This is a genomic window from Psychrobacillus psychrotolerans (assembly GCF_900115805.1).
GTDB lineage: Bacteria > Bacillota > Bacilli > Bacillales_A > Planococcaceae > Psychrobacillus > Psychrobacillus psychrotolerans.
This window is the reverse complement of sequence record NZ_FOXU01000004.1, coordinates 1-16962: the sequence shown is the minus strand read 5'-3', so window position 1 is coordinate 16962 and position 16962 is coordinate 1. Positions and strand designations below refer to the sequence as shown.

At 35.6% G+C, this 16962-nt stretch carries 11 protein-coding genes and 2 pseudogenes; 5 read left to right on the top strand and 8 right to left on the bottom strand.

What is annotated here, in order from left to right; translation table 11 throughout:
• Window positions 1–41: 41 nt before the first annotated feature.
• Together BM260_RS09405 and BM260_RS09400 are read right to left on the bottom strand one after the other, a co-directional pair.
• On the bottom strand, window positions 42–1517 hold the full coding sequence (locus tag BM260_RS09405) for a right-handed parallel beta-helix repeat-containing protein (RefSeq protein ID WP_093537098.1): 1476 nt from the start codon (window positions 1515–1517) through the stop codon (window positions 42–44).
• A 143-nt stretch (window positions 1518–1660) separates the two neighbouring features.
• Window positions 1661–2995 (bottom strand): flagellin, encoded by a 1335-nt coding sequence (locus tag BM260_RS09400; protein WP_281249751.1) that lies wholly within the window; start codon window positions 2993–2995, stop codon window positions 1661–1663.
• A gap of 335 nt (window positions 2996–3330) precedes the next feature.
• On the opposite strand from BM260_RS09400, the gene BM260_RS09395 reads away from it, so the two are divergent.
• Window positions 3331–4419, top strand: coding sequence for a hypothetical protein (locus BM260_RS09395; protein ID WP_093537096.1), 1089 nt, complete (start codon window positions 3331–3333; stop codon window positions 4417–4419).
• 153 nt (window positions 4420–4572) lie between these two features.
• Here the strand turns inward: BM260_RS09395 and BM260_RS09390 are convergent, their stop codons facing one another.
• Window positions 4573–6798: a hypothetical protein gene (locus tag BM260_RS09390; protein ID WP_093537095.1), complete on the bottom strand. Its 2226-nt coding sequence runs from the start codon at window positions 6796–6798 to the stop codon at window positions 4573–4575.
• Between the two features lie 177 nt (window positions 6799–6975).
• Here BM260_RS09390 and BM260_RS09385 point away from each other — a divergent pair, with 177 nt between their 5' ends.
• The gene (locus BM260_RS09385; protein ID WP_093537094.1) at window positions 6976–7797 is read left to right on the top strand and encodes an SLAP domain-containing protein; all 822 of its coding nucleotides are present in this window, start codon (window positions 6976–6978) and stop codon (window positions 7795–7797) included.
• A 371-nt stretch (window positions 7798–8168) separates the two neighbouring features.
• Here the strand turns inward: BM260_RS09385 and BM260_RS09380 are convergent.
• From BM260_RS09380 to BM260_RS09360, 5 genes and pseudogenes are all read right to left on the bottom strand, one after another.
• Window positions 8169–9369: pseudogene (locus tag BM260_RS09380) on the bottom strand (ISL3 family transposase).
• Window positions 9370–9569: 200 nt separating this feature from the next.
• A complete protein-coding gene (locus BM260_RS09375) occupies window positions 9570–11762 on the bottom strand; it encodes a hypothetical protein (protein WP_093537093.1) in 2193 nt (730 codons plus the stop codon).
• Between the two features lie 956 nt (window positions 11763–12718).
• Complete coding sequence (locus tag BM260_RS09370; protein ID WP_093537092.1) at window positions 12719–13447, bottom strand: amino acid ABC transporter ATP-binding protein; 729 nt, start codon at window positions 13445–13447, stop codon at window positions 12719–12721.
• Between the two features lie 21 nt (window positions 13448–13468).
• Window positions 13469–14128: an amino acid ABC transporter permease gene (locus BM260_RS09365; RefSeq protein ID WP_093537091.1), complete on the bottom strand. Its 660-nt coding sequence runs from the start codon at window positions 14126–14128 to the stop codon at window positions 13469–13471.
• 74 nt (window positions 14129–14202) lie between these two features.
• Window positions 14203–15021, bottom strand: coding sequence for a transporter substrate-binding domain-containing protein (locus BM260_RS09360; protein ID WP_093537090.1), 819 nt, complete (start codon window positions 15019–15021; stop codon window positions 14203–14205).
• Window positions 15022–15281: 260 nt separating this feature from the next.
• Between BM260_RS09360 and BM260_RS09355 the strand changes: the two genes are divergently transcribed.
• The 3 genes and pseudogenes from BM260_RS09355 to BM260_RS09345 all read left to right on the top strand — a co-directional run.
• Window positions 15282–15845, top strand: a complete 564-nt coding sequence (locus tag BM260_RS09355) for a helix-turn-helix domain-containing protein (protein WP_245762682.1) — start codon at window positions 15282–15284, stop codon at window positions 15843–15845.
• Between the two features lie 179 nt (window positions 15846–16024).
• A complete protein-coding gene (locus BM260_RS18185) occupies window positions 16025–16231 on the top strand; it encodes a hypothetical protein (RefSeq protein WP_139219911.1) in 207 nt (68 codons plus the stop codon).
• Window positions 16232–16347: 116 nt separating this feature from the next.
• Window positions 16348–16962: pseudogene (locus BM260_RS09345) on the top strand (helix-turn-helix domain-containing protein); the annotation flags it as partial.

Below are 16962 nucleotides of genomic sequence, written 5' to 3'. Positions count from 1 at the left end.
GTAAGATACAATTGCGAATTGTATCTTACACAGGGACAAATTTATTTCAAACCACTAATAATATTATCTTTTATTACTAAATTACTTTCATTTTCACCAGATATTCTTAAAGCTTTTAGATTAATATTTTCCCCTGTAATGATATTTGAACTAAAATTTGTTGCTTTTAAAGAGGGTACGTTAATATCTATGACATAATCGGTTGATTTGACTGTATCATTTAATGACGAGGTATTAAGAATATTATTACAAATACTTACAACGGACACTTGGAACTCTTCTTTCAATCCGTCTTTTCTCTTCATACTTATAAGATTATCTGACAAATTGTAGGCCGAATTATTATTAAACATAAAAAATCTTAATGAAGAACTATATCCAACCACTCCCCCTTCAACTTTTAATACTTTGCCACCGGAATTTTTATCTAATTTCCCCGAAAAAGTATTTCCTGAAATATTAATCCCCTCACCACCTGTAAAAATAGAGATAAAGACGTCGGTTATAAGCTTAAAGGTATTTCCATTTACAATTAAATCATTAATATTTTCTAAAATTAGCGCATTAGATGATCCTGAAAATTCATTTGCCACTAATTCAATCATCCCTATATAAGGAACTTGATCAGCTCTTATCTGTGAAGTGTCCATAGATTCCGCATAAAGGTTCACTATTCCCTCTTTAGCAAGAAAATGGTCTTCAATAGAATTACCTACAATCTGAGCTTGAGAGAATTGAGAGTTAAGTTTGTCGCAAATGACTTTTATTGCACTAAGTGTATTGTTATTTACAGAGTGTCCCACTTCAATATCATTACTATTCATTTGAGTGTTATGAACATCTCCATTTTCAAATAAAATTGCTATCTTAGCGTAAGACACATGATTATTGGAAATGATGCTCTGATGGGTATTCGAGTTATTATAATGTATTCCGTACTCTGCGACATCCCAAATTTGGTTTTCTGTGATGATAACATTTCTATTTTTATTTATAAGTTCTATTCCTGTTTTGAGGTTATAAAAATGGGAATTTGATATGTTGACTCCAAATGTACCATCTAACACTAGAGCTGTTCCTATATGATTTTTTGAATAAACATGAAGTCCGTCAATTACTGCAGAAAATTCATGTTCCAATCCTAAATTGGAAGGTGGTTCAGCGCCACCATCTACCTTATTTCCTTTTAGATGAAATGCTGGAACGTCTTCGCTAATAAGGATCTTCGCATTATTAGCTTGTATTCCATTAATCTTATTCAGGTCTAATACTATCGTTTTGTTGATCAGATAAGTTTTCTCCGAATCTAATCTAAGAACTCCATTTTCTTGAGAAGCTTTTTGAAAGGCAACTGTGTCATCTGTTTTTCCATCCCCAATAGCTCCAAATTCCATTATATCTATATAGCTAAAACTGTCTGTTGATTGCTTAGTAATCAAACTATCTTCATCATTTAGACCATAGAAAATCATTAAGCTTAAGGTGAAAAAAAGTTCTTTCCATTTTATTTTTCTCATGATTCACTTCCGACTCAGTTTATTTTGCTTACAATTTCCTAGCCCCATTTTTGTGGAGAACATAAAGAAAAAACTAACCCACCGCCTTAATCAGATAAGTGAGCTAGTTTAAATATCAGAATTGTTTGCTACACAGGGACAATTTATTTTAAAATTTCTAAGATTCCTTGGCTTATTTTATTAATTTGGGCAATCATTGTTTGGGAAGACTGCAAAAGGATACTATTTTTAGCAAGTTGCTGTGTTTCTAACGCCATGTCTACATCTTCAATGCCAGATAACGCATTTGTTAGATTCACTTCATAGTTTTGTACATTTGCAAGGGCATGTTCTAATCGATTTTGATAAGCACCATATTCCCCTCTCCTGGAACTAATAAGCTTAGAAATATTATCTATTAGTACTAATGAAGCCGTCGCTGATTCATGCGATAAGACATCAATCTTCTGAAGTTCTAGTTTCTCTATTTGATGATCATACAGAGGAATGGAGATTTGCTGACCGGCATTTGGACCAACCTGTATTTTCAAAGGGAACATTTTATCCTCTTCATTTGGTTCTTGAGCATCTTCAATAATAGCTTTTGCCAATTTATTTAGTTCATTGGAAAATTCACTATAAATATTTAAATACTGTCCATTTGTTGGAGGAGACAAACGCATTAACTGCTCCTGTGTCTCGGAATCAGTGGGACCAACAATATTTAGCTTGATGCTAGCTGCCTTCAATTTGTCTGCCATCTCTTCAATATCATAAATAGATAGGCCATCCCCCCCATCCCCATCATTATTATCATGCACGGGAGCATCTGTTACTAAAACAAATTGCTTGGAAGCATCACTGCGCATTGAGATTCCTAGCGCATCTTGAATAGCTTCTAAACCAGCTTCTGGAGTATCTCCCCCGCCACTAACAGAGATAGTGTTTAATGAATTTTTGAAGTCCTCTAAGTCCGTTGTAAATGGGTAGACTTTGGAACTTACCCCATCATTATAATCCACTAGCCCTAGCTGTATATTTATACCTGCTGAAGAAATAGAGTTAACAAAATTAGTTATGTTAGCCTTCACATTTGCGATTGGACCACCCATACTCCCAGTGGAATCAATGAGAAATACGATATCAGTCATTCCTGAAATCGACCCAACCGGAACATTAACAACCGGAGGACGCAACACCTTAATCGTATTAAACTCGGTATTCTCTACTATGTCACCAATTGACTGCTTGATTTGGTCCAGTTCATTTTGTATAACTTGCTTATCTTGAAAACTCAAAGTATCATTTGCTGCTTGAATTACTAACTCTCTCATACGAATTAAATTTGGATTCTGTATTTGGCCAAGAGCTGCTTCAGTAGTTTGAATAAGTGACACTCCGTCTTTTATATTCCTATCTGCTTGTTGAAGCCCTCTTATTTGTGCCCTCATCTTCTCGGATATCGCACTTCCTGCTGCGTTATCAGAAGCTCGGTTAATTTATTTTCCAGAAGATAACTTTTGCATAGACTTCGTTGTTTGCTCACTTGCTCGCTGAAAATGATTATATGCATTTAATCCACTTATAACTTTCATGCTTCACCCACATTTTGTATATTTATCATACCATTTAGATTAATTTAACTAATTCAATATACTTTCGTTATTTACTATATATTACATTTTATCTATTTACAACAGATTTAAAAAGGTCCCTGTGTAAGATACAATTCAGAATTGTATCTTACACAGGGACCAAAATAGAATACTTACCTAGGACTAACCATATACTTGTTTGTCTGATTCAAAATACTTATGCGAAATGGAGAGTACTCATGTCATTTAACAAAAAACGAATTCTCGGTTGGATTGCACTAACTTCTTTACTATTGTTACCTAGCCAATCGCTAGCTGCAGGAAAAACATTCTATGTGCCACTGTCATATGAAAATGGAACGTCACCAGGAATTTATCAAGTGGACCCAAATACAAAAAGAACAACTTTAATCATTAAGGATAATACCTATAAGTTAGCCGAAGTAAAACAACCGGTGGTTAAATTAAATGTAAATGAGGATAATAGACACTATAAACTTGGGAGAGTAACTACATCGAAAGAAGCTTTGGAAAATCCCTATGAGGATTATACACAGTTCACTGATCCTATGGCGATTGGAGAAGAACTTCTGTTTCAGAAATACTTAGGGGAATCAACACATGCAGGTAGTTGTGGAGGGGCTATATCTGCTTTTACGTTGTTGTATAAAAAAGACACAAAAGGAAAAGAGATACTACTCACTAATGATACGATAGCGAATGCTACTGGTGATGCAGTACAAGTTAAGGACAACACTATCTATTACACTAAAGTAAATAAAGACTTCTTAGAAAATTATACGTTACACAAAATGGATGCGAATGGGAATAATAAAATAGAACTAGCAAAATCAATCGATGATTATATTCTTTCAGATACGAAAGAAATCATCTACTTAAAGGATAACAAATTTTATAAAATGGACTTAAATGGCAAAAAAACAATCCATTTAAAATCAATAAAAGATCATATACAAGGGGAGAGCCCTTGTGGACCTGCAAATTATAAGTTCACTAATTCAGGTATATACTTTGAAAATGCTGACTATCAAACATCCGTTTATGACTTCGCTACTGGAAAAATGATTGAAGTAAAAAACAGCTATTTCAATTTTATCGAAAACCACTCTAAAAATCTTCAAGAATTTGCCGTATTAGATTATGACGGGGAATCACACGCTCTTATTGGAGCTTCTATTGTAGACAAGAACGGTAACGTGGTTAAAGATCTCAAAGTTCCAACCGATGCGAAAAAGGTAAAAATTGATATAACTAGTGGGACTGTGAGTTATTTTGTGAAGACTGCTTATTTTGAAAATAAATATTGAAGGATTGAGGAAAGACGTTCTGGAGATTTCCAGAACGCCTTTTTTGTATTATATAATATCATCTTTTTTTTAAATAAGAAAAGTTCATAATGTACCAACGTGAAAGATGAGTAATATACAATTTAAATTTGCATATCACTAAACCAAACGAAATCATTTCACAGAATTGTTTTCTACCAAAGAGCTAGATCCATTCCCTGTAATACTGAATGTAAGCTGATCTTGGTTTACGATTCCACTAGTCTCTGTAATGACAAATAACGAGGCTTTATGATTGAATCCAGCATCCACAGAAATGAAGTTCATGATTTTAAGTGTATTAAAGTCTATATACTCACCTTTCACCACAGCAATTTTTCCAAAACCATCATTCAGTGTAATAGTACCGGATAAACCTTTTTTAAATTCATGTCCATAAGAAGGATTATGGAATGTAAATTCTAATGTGTCTGAAATAGATAAACCATTAGAACCCTTGTCATTTAAAACTATTTGAGTAGAAGCAAACGCTCCTTCATTAATGGTAGTTGTAGCAGGATTATTTGCATTTACTGCTCCTTCCCCATCTATTCCATCTTTGCCTGGAGCGTATTGATAAGCAACAAATGTATTGGTCACTTCTTGTATTAAGCTTACAGATCCAAGTGTCCAATTTCCTTTCGCATCCACGATAGTATTACCTACCAATACATCATTTCTATAGACTTTCACCTTATTACCCGGTTGTGCAGTGCCGCTTATATCGTATGAGTACCCATCAAATGTAAGCAGAGAAGTGACTGGATTTTGGAATACTAAATCTGCATCTTCTGTCACATCAACATGGAGGTTCCAAGTGGAATGGTTATCTGCTCTTGTTTCATAACTAACTTCTACTTTATCTCCTTTAGAGAGTGCTTTTTCAAATACTTCTTGTGAAACTTGTTCACTATAGATAAAGAATAAATCATTTCTATCCCATTTATATTTATAACCACCCGTATATATAAAATCTTCTTCAGTAGCAATCTCGTCGCTATCAATGGTTAACATATAAGGGCCTTTCGCATTTTGAAGCTGATAAAAATGGGTAATTCCTGCTTTTTTAGCTCTTTTATTACCATCTATTTTTTGTATTGTTGGTTGGACATGGGTGACAGATGGAGTTTCAGCATTAAATCCATAAGCAGCTGCTATTATAATTACTAGATTTCCATTTGGGTCTGCATAGCTAATTGTCTCTTGACCACTTTCAATCCTTTGCCCATTGACAGAAGTAATTACCGCTGAGGATTCTCCCAGGCTAATTTGCACTCTTCCGTTATAATTACTACCATCTAAATTAGTTAGTTTAGCTGTATATACTTGGGAATCAGTCGTTTCAAGATATGTAGTTTCCTTGTCGGTCAATGCAATACCTGTTGTATCAGGAACAGCTTCTGTCTTAAAGTTCAGTTGGTTACCCTTCCAACTTACTGTATAACTTGTATTAGCATTTAAATCAGATGTCGTTAATATTACTGATGTTTTGTCATTGGATAACTTAGCTGATTGGACAGTCTCACCAGAAATTTTAAATTGGCCAGCTACTAGGCCTTCTAAAGGTATATTGTAAGCTCTTGAAAAATTAACTGTTACACTGTTTTTACCATCTGATGTTATGAACAATGGCTGTAAAGGTAAAGAGTTTAATGTTTCATCGTACTCTTTAGTAAGGATAGTTCTAAATGTAAGATTTGAATTTTGGTTATCTATGTATGATTTGGCTTTGTCTAATTCTAAGGAAGCTTCTAGTAATCTATTCTCTTCAATAAAACTCTTCGCTTGGTCAAGATATATTTTAACTGTTATGTCAAATTTCACTTCAGCGATTAATTTCTCCATAGACGGTTTCACTTGATTGCGAATACCATCTCTAGTGGATTGACCATATACCCTGTCCAATAATTTTACTTGTTTTCTATATTCTGCTGTTGCTATATGGTAAGCAGCTTCTACACTACTTAGCTCAGCTGAATTTATAGCATTTTGTAAATTGGTTGTTAGCTTACTAATTTTTTCACTTGAAGTTATAGCATCTATGTATGCTTGTGCACGTTTCACCTGAATCTTCGGCTCCACTAATTTAGCTTGAGCACTAAGTTGTTCCGATTTAGATAACTTGATTGCGGCTTTTTCAGCAGCTGCAATGGTTTCTTTTGTCGTGTTATATTGCTCGTATGGGCGCGTTTGAAAATCAGCGGAGCCTTCTTTGGAAATGGACCATTTTAATATAGTTCCTGCATTTTGTGCATCTGTGACTAATTGTGGAATATTAGTAGCTGCATTTACTTGTGGTGCGGTAATGAAAGAAACAAGAGTGGAAATTACTAGTGTAAGATATATACATTTTTTGCTCATACTAAATTGCCTCCATATCAAGCTTAAATCGGAATAACCCACATTATTATACCATGCAAAACCAGTCAAACTTATTGATAAATAATGGAATATACTGTAGAAGAGTAGTCCTTAAATCATCAAGCCAGATTATGGTATAATAATAGTTAATCACCTAAAGAAGAAAGGAATTACACGATGACAAATTCTACTAAAACTTATAAGACTGAAATAGACTTTTCAAAAGACTGGGATATATCTGCACCAGATAAATATATCTTCCAATATTTCCATCAGCAATTAGAAAATTTAGAAGCAAGCCAACTACATGTCCATGGAGTTAAACTATATACCGTGGAATCAGGAATTGTCGTAACAGCTATAATAAGACATTCTTTACCAAAAAAATTACGTCTAGAACAAGTAGTATTAGTAGTGAAAGATAAAGAAGGGAAGGAACTAGCGAAGAAACAATTTGATATGGAGTTATTTGGAGAATTAGAAGCTTTTAAAGCAAGACCGTGGAATTTCCTGTTTGAAATGGACGATTTATTAGTACCTTATGATGAACTAATAAATGAAATGGATTTTGAAATGGCATTTGAGTATTATGAAAAAGTAGTAAAAGATTTTGAGTTGTACTTGGATGAAAACTGGTCGAATGGACTAACTGAGGATCAGAAGGAATTTGTTCAAAGTTTAGTTTCTTCATTAGAACCTATTAAGGTAAATGAGATTTCTATTGTCGGTTTCCATTTCGAAGAATATGCAGAAGCGGTCAATATATTTATTATTATTCGCAATGCTTTCTCAGACTCACTTACAATTGAAAACCTACCAATTCAATTATTTGATGCGACAGGGGACATTGTATGTAAGCTCGGATTCCCAATCGGTGAATTTGAAATTTCTTCAAAACAAGCACGTCCAATTAGTCTTTCATTCTCTAAAGAAATATTTATGAAAGAGAATCCAGATTTCAGTTCATGGAAGATAGATATGCTTGCACAGACTTTATAAAACTTTATAAGAATTATTAAAGCCATAAAAGATTCGCTTTTACGGCTTTTTTTCATTTCAATAGTTGTTTATTTCATTAAAGTTTAAACTTGTTCCCTGTAACTGAGACCCTATATTTACCATAACCATACTATATGACTATTGCATGATAACATTTGAAAGAACAATTAACGATCTGGTTAACTGTCGTTTTTTCTTTCAGACATAAATAACTGCAGGTATCGAAACTCATAATCATGAAATTGATATTTTATTGCATACAGCTCCAACCTTTACTTGTTCTAGACAATTCAAGTATAAAAAACTCGTGAGGAATTGTGTTTTTTGGTTCAACGTCAAATGTTGGGGTGGTGTCATTTCCACACCTTCCTTTAACCGAGATGAACTCCGATTTCTTTATACTTTATATTTAATAAAATCTTTGCACGAAAGTGATCGAAGCGACGAAATCCATATGCGTTACGCTTCATCACTTTCGTTTTATTATTAATGCCCTCAAGAAAGCCATTCGAAAAACCAAAACTAAAGCTATTTAAAATCTCGGTTTGCCAGTTTTTAAAGGTTCGAATAGCTTTTTTAAAGGCTGGAATATTGCTGTCCTCTACCTTACGGTAAAAAGCTTCTAATTGTTTTTTTACTTCTACTAAATCCTTCGTTTCTTTTGCCCAGTCAAACCATTTAAAGTATGCCTCTTTGAGTTCATGTGCCTGTTTCAATGTTTCAGACATGTTCGTATAACGAGCTAAATACCAAGCGTTGGTTTTCGTTAATTTCTCTTGTCTCTTGTACAAGACATGGCGCATTCGCTTACATTTCTTGCGATCGTATTCATGCCACTCTTTTTGAACTTGACGACGAACTTCATCTGACGCCCAATAAATATACCGGCAGTAGTGGAAACGATCGGCTACAATCACTGGCTGGCCTAGGGCCTTTCTCACCGCTGCTTTAAAGCTCAGATTCATATCCATCACAACGATTTCTACATCAGCACCATGCTTTGAAAGATAGTCTTTCACCGTTTCTTTGCGGCGGTTAGGCAATATATCAATCGGTTCATGTGTTTCTGCATTGGCAATAATCAGCTGATATGTACCTGCATCTGTATCTCCTTTATACTCATCAATTGCGATAGCTTTAGGTAAGCTAACTCCACTGATAAGCTCCGTTTTCGCAGCCTCTTTAAAACGACGAATCACCGTTGAACTCGAAGAACCAAGTACTTCGCCAGCTTCTTTGAATGTTTTAGCTTTAATGGAACGGATACGTACTACTTGATTCCACTCTTTTGAGAAATGCTGATATTAAAGGGGATTTCTCCGAGAAACGCTTCCCAAATATACATGCATAACGACGACGCTTATAAAAAAGTATTGTTAATCGCTCAAACTATTTTAGATGCTTAATCTTTTGAACCCGATAATCATGGACTTTGGACGTTAATTGATGACAGTTTGGACAGCTATGCTCTTTCTTTGGCAGTGAAACATGAAGAGCAATTCTCTCCCCTGTTTCCTCCACCTTTTGGATAGTTACACCTTTTAATCCTGGGATATTCATGATAAAATTCATTTGCACGTAGCTCCTTTTCATACTTGTTTCTCGACAATTCAAGTATAAAAGAATCGGAAGTTACGTGCATTTTTTTATGCGCAATTGTAGGGAAACCCCAACAAATATTATAGAACCTGTTTTTAAGCATATAAAAAACACGAATAACCGAAGTTATTCGTGTTTTTAGTAATACCAATTGATTTAAAAACTCTTAAATCTTAGTAGCCAGAAAGATTAGTTAAAGCAGAAGTTTTAACTTTTAATCCAGCTTGATTAGTTACTCCATCAATTGCGATAATTGATAGACCACCTTGCAATCCACCAGTTGATCCACCAGTAGCAGCAGTGTAACCAAATTTAACTGTTAATTGTGTTGCAGCTGCATTTAGACCAAATTTAGTATTTTCAACATTATGTTTAAATGTAGCTACTGAACCATCACCATCACGTACTGTTATAGTAGGGCTAGATTGTAATTTAAATGTATCACCAGTAACAGTACTTACTGAGAATAATACTGAATCGCCATTTAGCGAGTTGTCTGGATCTGAAACAGAGTTTTGTAACGCTGCGTTTGTAATTGTAAATTCACCTGGTACCACTGTACGAGCAACTGCTCCAGCTGGTGTAGTTTGAGGTACAGAAACTCCAAGGTTTGTATGTTGTGCTAAATAGAATTGGTTAGTAGTAGTATCTACTGAAGCTACAGGAACTTCGATAGACCAAACACCGTTAGAACCAATGTTTCCTTGTTTAATTAAATTACCAGCTAAACCGTAAACAGCAATAATTTTATTTGCTTCACCTTTACCTGTGAATGTAACATGTGTTGAATCAACACGAACTGTTGTATCTTCATTAACTGAGAAATCAAAACCAGCTGGCTTATCAAAGAATAGGTTTAATACAGAAGAACCAGAAGTTCCATTATAAGTACCTACAACAACATCACCTACTGATAATTTAGATTTAAAATCAGTTGAAGAAGAAACAGAAGCTACTTGTAAGATATCAGTAGATTTTAAAGCTATTTTTACTTCAGTAGTGCTATTTTTAGCAATAAAGAAGTTCCCAGCTGGATCTACATAAGAAACAGCATAGCTATCTGTAAGTGTTAATGGAGATAAATCTGCATAGAAGTTTAACTTTTGTGAAACTTCTTCTGAATCTCCTTGTGTATATTTCAATTGAGCATTAAGAACAGTAGCTGTTCCAGTAGCTTTAACAACTAAATTAAGTTGACCTGAAGAATTAGGAACATATTTAGTAGTAGCTGTTCCAGCAGCAACACCATTAACAGAAACTAAAGTTAAACCAGTAGGAACTGAAATTGTAACAGGTGCTTGGTTGATTTTACCATTGTCGTCTTTGAAAGTAGCTGTAATTGCCTCACTACGCGCAATGTCAGAATAAATTTCTGCCCCATCAAGTGTGATATTACCTGGTGCATCTGATGGAGTTGCAAATGTTGCTGAAGTTCCTTTATAAGATAAAGTATAAGTTTTTCCAGCAGCTTGTTTAGTTGTAGTTAAAGTTACAGTTTTATTGTCAGCAGCTAGTACTGCACTTGTTGCAACTAATGAGTTATCAAATGTAAATTCAGATGAATAGACAGCTGAAACTGGCTTGCTTAAAGTTACTACTACAGTAGTATCATTTAAACGAGTTACTCCTCTTACTGATAATGGTAAGCTTGTTGCAACATCATTAATTGATTTTTGTAATGAAGTTTCCCAAGTAAGTGTGTTAGCATCTAAGATTGCTTGAGCTTCAGCAATTTTTTTAGAAGCGTCGTCGAATTTAGAAGCTTTGATATCAGCATCTGCTGCTTTAGCTAGCATATGAACAGTAACTTCATTTTTAACTGACGCTACCAATTTTTCGATTTCTGGTTTAACTGCGTTACGGATACCGTCACGAGTTGTTTGGCCATAAACACGGTCTAATAGTGCTGCTTGTTTACGGTACTCGCGAGTTGCTTTGTGGTAAGCATCTTCAACTTTTTGAATATCACCAGTTTTGATTGCTGCATCTAATACAGCTGTATCAGCTTTAATTTTTTCACTTGAAGTAAGTGCATCGATATAAGCTGTTGCACGAACGATTTGAATTTTAGTGTCAACAAGTTTAGCTTGAACAGCTAATTTTTCAGTTGTTGAAATTTTTGCTGCTGCTGCCTCTGCTGCTGCAACTGCTTTTTTAGCTGCATTGAATTCATTAAACGGACGAGTTTTGAAGTCCGCAGAACCTTCATACGAGATAGCCCATTTTAATACTGTACCTGCATTTTGTGCGTTTGTTGCTAATTGATTTACGTTTGTTGCTGCATCTGCTTGTTGCGTTGGTGCTACTGCAACGAATGCTGAAGCTGCTACTGCAGTTGAAGCTGCAATTTTGATGACTTTTTTCATAAACTTGTGATCTCCCTTCGCTTGTGTGGTGCAATTTTTGTAGTGTGTAATGCCGGTCGCTGATCGCGTCCAATATCGTCACCCTAACTAATATATGAGTATACAAAACTCATATGCTAAAATCAAGTAAAAATCATAAAGATTACCAGTTTTTTTAGAGAATGACATTTTGAAGGCACCAATGACTCCATTACATATTCCATATTACAGCAATGTAACCAATAACGCTAGTTTTATTTCTGAATAATTTGTACTATCTTTTTATATTAATAGATTCTTCTTAATTTTACTTCTTATTACTCAATTAATTATTTATAATCTTTTTTAAAATATTTAATTAAATGTGTGCATTTTTTTATATTTGTGTTATTATGTACTGTATAGAAGGTTACTTATAGATGTGTAACGCCGTAAACTTGTTTGTACATTCATTAGTGTGCAGCCTTCTACTTCCTTCGTTTTATCGCTCAAGAAAAGAAGCATCTGAACTTCGGATGCTTCTTTTCTTATTTTATAGGGGCTTTGATCAATAGATCAAAGCCCCTTTTCTTGTCTACTACTATTAGATTAATCATTCTTATACATAATTTTGTTATGTGTTCCAGTAGCTTAAATGCTTAAACAAGATTAGGATATTTACATTCATGCCTTCTTTTACCTATTCTTCTCTCTTCATATTTCGCTAGTATTTAAGTATTAGTCTCCGGTGATATAGAACTACAGAGGAATTCTTTAAACCTTTTTAATGCATTAAAATTTGGTTACAGAAGTATCGTTTTGCAATATAGACGTAAAGAATCTTTCTTTTTAGTTTTTTTGTTCACATGATGTTTCTTGCATATTTTTTTGAGTTTCTTCTATATAACGGATCAATCTTTATAAATACATATTTTCAATTCTTCATTCGTGCTAATTTCAAATAACCGAATTATCAAAATAAAAACCACTAGAATTCTCTAGTGGTTTAATACTTTAGATAGGAAGTCTTGCGCACGCTGTGTGTCTGGATTGGTGAAGAATTTGGATGGTGCGGCGCGTTCGACTATTTTACCTTCTGCCATGAAGACGATTTCGTCGCAGATTTCTTTGGCGAAGCCCATTTCGTGTGTTACGACTACCATGGTCATGCCATCTTTTGCTAATTTACGGATGGCATCTAGCACTTCGGTTACCATTTCTGGGTCGAGTGCTGATGTTGGTTCGTCAAATAGCATGACAGTTGGGTCCATTGCTAGCGCCCTAGCGATAGCTACCCGTTGTTGCTGCCCACCGGAAAGTCGGTTTGGATAAGCATCGAATTTGTCTTCTAGTCCAAGAGATGAAAGTAGTTCTTTGCCTCTTTTTTCGGCAGCTTCTTTACTTAGTCCCTTTACTTTCATTGGAGCCATTGTTACGTTTTCTAGTGCAGTTAAGAATGGAAATAGGTTGAAGCTTTGGAATACGAAGCCTATGTTCGTACGGGCTACGTTGATATCCGTTTTTTTGTCGTGGATGGAAGTGCCGTCCACTGTTATTTCCCCGTTATCTACTGGTTCTAATGCGTTGATTGTACGGATTAGGGTGGATTTCCCCGCTCCGCTTGGGCCGATCAATGCGATTACATTCGATTTTGGTACTTCGAGCGAAACGTCGGTTAGGACTTGGTGGTCGCCGAAGCTTTTATTGACATTTTTGATAGAAATCATTTGGGTACACCCTCCTTAACGTTATGTTTCACTCTTCAGTAATCTTTTTTCGAAGTATCGAAGGATTAATGAAAGGCTGAATGTCATGATGAAGTAGACTAGTGCAACGAAGGTCCACACTTCAATCGAGCGGAATGATGTTGCTACTAGGTTTTTAGCGTTTAGCGTTAAGTCGGTTGCCGCAATAACTGATACAAGTGATGAGTCTTTAATCAGCATAATGAATTGTGATGCAAGCGGCGGTAATACGCGTCTAAATGCTTGCGGTAAAATAATATGTGTCATTGCTTTTGTATGAGACATTCCTAATGAACGTGCTGCTTCCATTTGTCCTTTTGGTACCCCTTGAATACCTGAACGAACGATTTCGGCAATAAATGCGCCGGCAAATAATGCTAGACCGACAATTGAGCCCCAGTAGGAGCCTAAAGAGAAAAATTGTCCAAGTACATAGAAAATCCACATAAGTAGTACTAATAGTGGTACTCCACGAATTATTTCTATGTATGTAGATGAAATAATGAAGATAATTTTGTTTTTCGAAATACGTCCGAGTCCAAATAGAATACCAATCGGAATGGCTAAAAGGATAGAAATCGCAGAAATTTCTAGCGTTTTCAGCGCACCGTCGATGAACACGTCCATATTTCGACTGATAACACTCCAGTCGTACTGATACATAGTTGTTCCTCCTCTAAGTTGGCTGAGTGTATAAAAGTACTGAGTAGAGTTTTTCCTCTACCCAGTGCTATTTTCTATTCGTCTACTACTTCATCCAACCAATCAGAAGACTCAAACCATTTTGCGTGAGATGCTAATTCTGTTGGACTTCCTAGGTAACTGCTTAAGAATGAGTTAACCCATTGAATTGTTTCAAAATCATTTTTCTTGATAGCAATTCCTAAGTTTTCTGTTGAGATTAAACCTTCTAATTGAGTTACAGCGTCCTCGTTACGAAGTTTCCATACAGCGATTGCTGGCTCATCGTAAACTACTGCATCTGCTTCGCCTTGCGCCATTGCTGCTGCTGCTGATGGGAATTCTTCAAAATCAAGAATTTGAGCATTTTTAAATACATCTTTTGCAAGTAAAGCACCAGTTGTTCCGATACCTACAGCAATTTTGTTTCCTTTTACATCAAGATCTTGCCAAGTTTTTGACTTTGTATCTGATCCTGGGACCATTACTGCTTGCCCAGTTTGGAAGTATGGATTTGCAAAACTAACCGCTAATGCACGGTCACCGCGAATAGTCATACCAGCGAAAATCATATCAACCTCGCCTGTTTGTAGCGCAGGAATTAAGCCGTCAAATGTGAATTGTTTATATTCCACTTTCACACCTAGTGCTTCTCCTAGTGCGTTTGCAGTGTCTACGTCATATCCAACGAAATTGCCATTTGGATCTTTCATATCAAATGGGAAATATCCTGGAGACATCCCTATAACTAGTTTCTTTTCTTTCAATACTTTTTGAATTGTGGAGTTATCTGTTGATACACCACCTGAATCATTGCTACATCCAGCAATGATTAATACAGTAATCATAAGTATTGCTGCTAACCATTTTTTCATGTTTTTATCCCCCGTTTTCTCTATTATTCAGTTCCCCTTATGAAACTAGTGAATTATTAGTAGTATAAATTATTATTATTCACCTGTCTACATAATAAATAATTAGTTGCAATATTATTATTATTGATTCTATTTGAGAATAAGTGCAAAATATATTATATATACTTGTATTATATGGTGTTTTTTATCTATTTAGTAGTATTATATTATTAAGTCTACATGTTTTATTATTCTGTCTAATGTATTTTTATTCATAAGGGGTGTTTTTATTGGTATTTCCTAAAAGTGAGGTTGGTAAGCGAATAAGGTATTTACGTAGATTTCAAGGGTTGACATCCGATGAACTGGCCAAAAAAACAAATGTGAGCCAGAGTATGATCTCGCAAATTGAGCGCGGACAAGTGTCTCCTTCTTTAGAGACGTTATGGAAGTTAAGCCATAGTTTGAAAGTTCCTGTATTTTCATTCTTCGAGTCAGAGGAAAGTAACGCGGTCACGTTAACGCGTAAAGGCGAGGGCAATCTGATCAAACGAGTTCGACCTAATGTGGAATATGAACTATTGTCGCCAAGTTCGGGTAAACAGATGAGCTTTTTTAAGATGATTGTATCGCCAGGTGATGGTACTGAAGATCCACTTATGTTCCATGGCGGCGAGGAGTGCGGATTTATGCTCGTCGGTAGCTTACGTCTTGAAATTGAAGGAGAAGTATACTTTATCGATGAAGGTGATAGTATTTACTTTGATAGTTCGCTGCCGCATCGATTTACAAATGATGGGGATACGAATGCAGTGGCTGTATGGACGATGACGCATAGTTTTTAAAGGGAAGGTCTTTCGCGATGGCGGAGGGCTTTTTTTGATGTGTTTGTGCGGTTTTGGTTTGGGATGGGTTACTTGCGGAGTTGTTGGGTTTACTCGCGGTCGAGGTGCGATTACTCGCGGAACTGGATGGAATACCCCCTCTCTATTATAGAATACTGGCGGACCGAGGGTGGTTACCGGTGGAACAGGATTTATTGGGATTTAATGCAATTGGCTTTTCGTTCAAGCGAAAAGCTTCCCTTTTGAGGTTTACCCATGGAGTTGTTGAGTTTACTGACGGTCGAGGTGCGATTACTCACGGAACTGGATGGAATACCCACGCTCTATTATGGAATACTGGCGAACATAGGGTGGTTACCGGTGGAACGGGATTTATTGGATTTTAATGCAGTTGACTTTTCTTTTTGTTGGATTTATTTTATTCCGTATAAAAAGACCTTCTGGGAGTGAACTGCACCCCAATTGTTAGACACAATCTAACAATTGGAGGTGCAGTTTTTCTATGACAAAATATAGTTCTGAATTAAAATTACGGGCAGTTTTAACTTATCTAAAAGGAACAGCTTCCTTTAAAACAATAGCTGATCAGTTTCATATTAGCATAAGCCCATTAAAGGTTTGGGTAGTCCAGTATAAAGTAAATGGAGTAGATGCTTTTCATTCTACCTATACAAATTATGATTTGAACTTTAAAATGGACGTACTAAACTATATAAATGATTTTGGAGTAACTCCTAATGAAGCAGCTGCGATTTTTAACATCCCGTCTCCATCATCGGTACATAAATGGGTTAAATTGTATAACTCAGCTGGTATTGACGCTCTGAAATCAATGAAAAAGGGGCGTCCATCCATGAAAAAGAGTCAAATAAACAGTCAAAACGAATTCAAGTTGAAGGATCATTCGAAGCTCTTGAAGCACGTATTAAGCAACTTGAAATGGAAAACGAGTATTTAAAAAAGTTGAATGCCTTAGTTCAAAGCAAGGAAAAATCACCAAACAAGACAAAACACAAATAGTCTTTGAATTAAGGCATAAATATCTGGTGAAGGAGCTCGTTGAGCTCGCTGGTATTCCACGAAGTACCTATTATGATTTAGTGAAGCGAATGAATCG

Excerpts from the sequence above, each read along its gene's own strand:
- BM260_RS09405 (WP_093537098.1), bottom strand. The coding sequence starts at position 1,517 with ATGAGAAAAATAAAATGGAAAGAACTTTTTTTCACCTTAAGCTTAATG.
- BM260_RS09365 (WP_093537091.1), bottom strand. The coding sequence starts at position 14,128 with ATGTATCAGTACGACTGGAGTGTTATCAGTCGAAATATGGACGTGTTC.
- BM260_RS09385 (WP_093537094.1), top strand. The coding sequence starts at position 6,976 with ATGACAAATTCTACTAAAACTTATAAGACTGAAATAGACTTTTCAAAA.
- BM260_RS09370 (WP_093537092.1), bottom strand. The coding sequence starts at position 13,447 with ATGATTTCTATCAAAAATGTCAATAAAAGCTTCGGCGACCACCAAGTC.
- BM260_RS09375 (WP_093537093.1), bottom strand. The coding sequence starts at position 11,762 with ATGAAAAAAGTCATCAAAATTGCAGCTTCAACTGCAGTAGCAGCTTCA.
- BM260_RS09360 (WP_093537090.1), bottom strand. The coding sequence starts at position 15,021 with ATGAAAAAATGGTTAGCAGCAATACTTATGATTACTGTATTAATCATT.
- BM260_RS09395 (WP_093537096.1), top strand. The coding sequence starts at position 3,331 with ATGTCATTTAACAAAAAACGAATTCTCGGTTGGATTGCACTAACTTCT.
- BM260_RS09390 (WP_093537095.1), bottom strand. The coding sequence starts at position 6,798 with ATGAGCAAAAAATGTATATATCTTACACTAGTAATTTCCACTCTTGTT.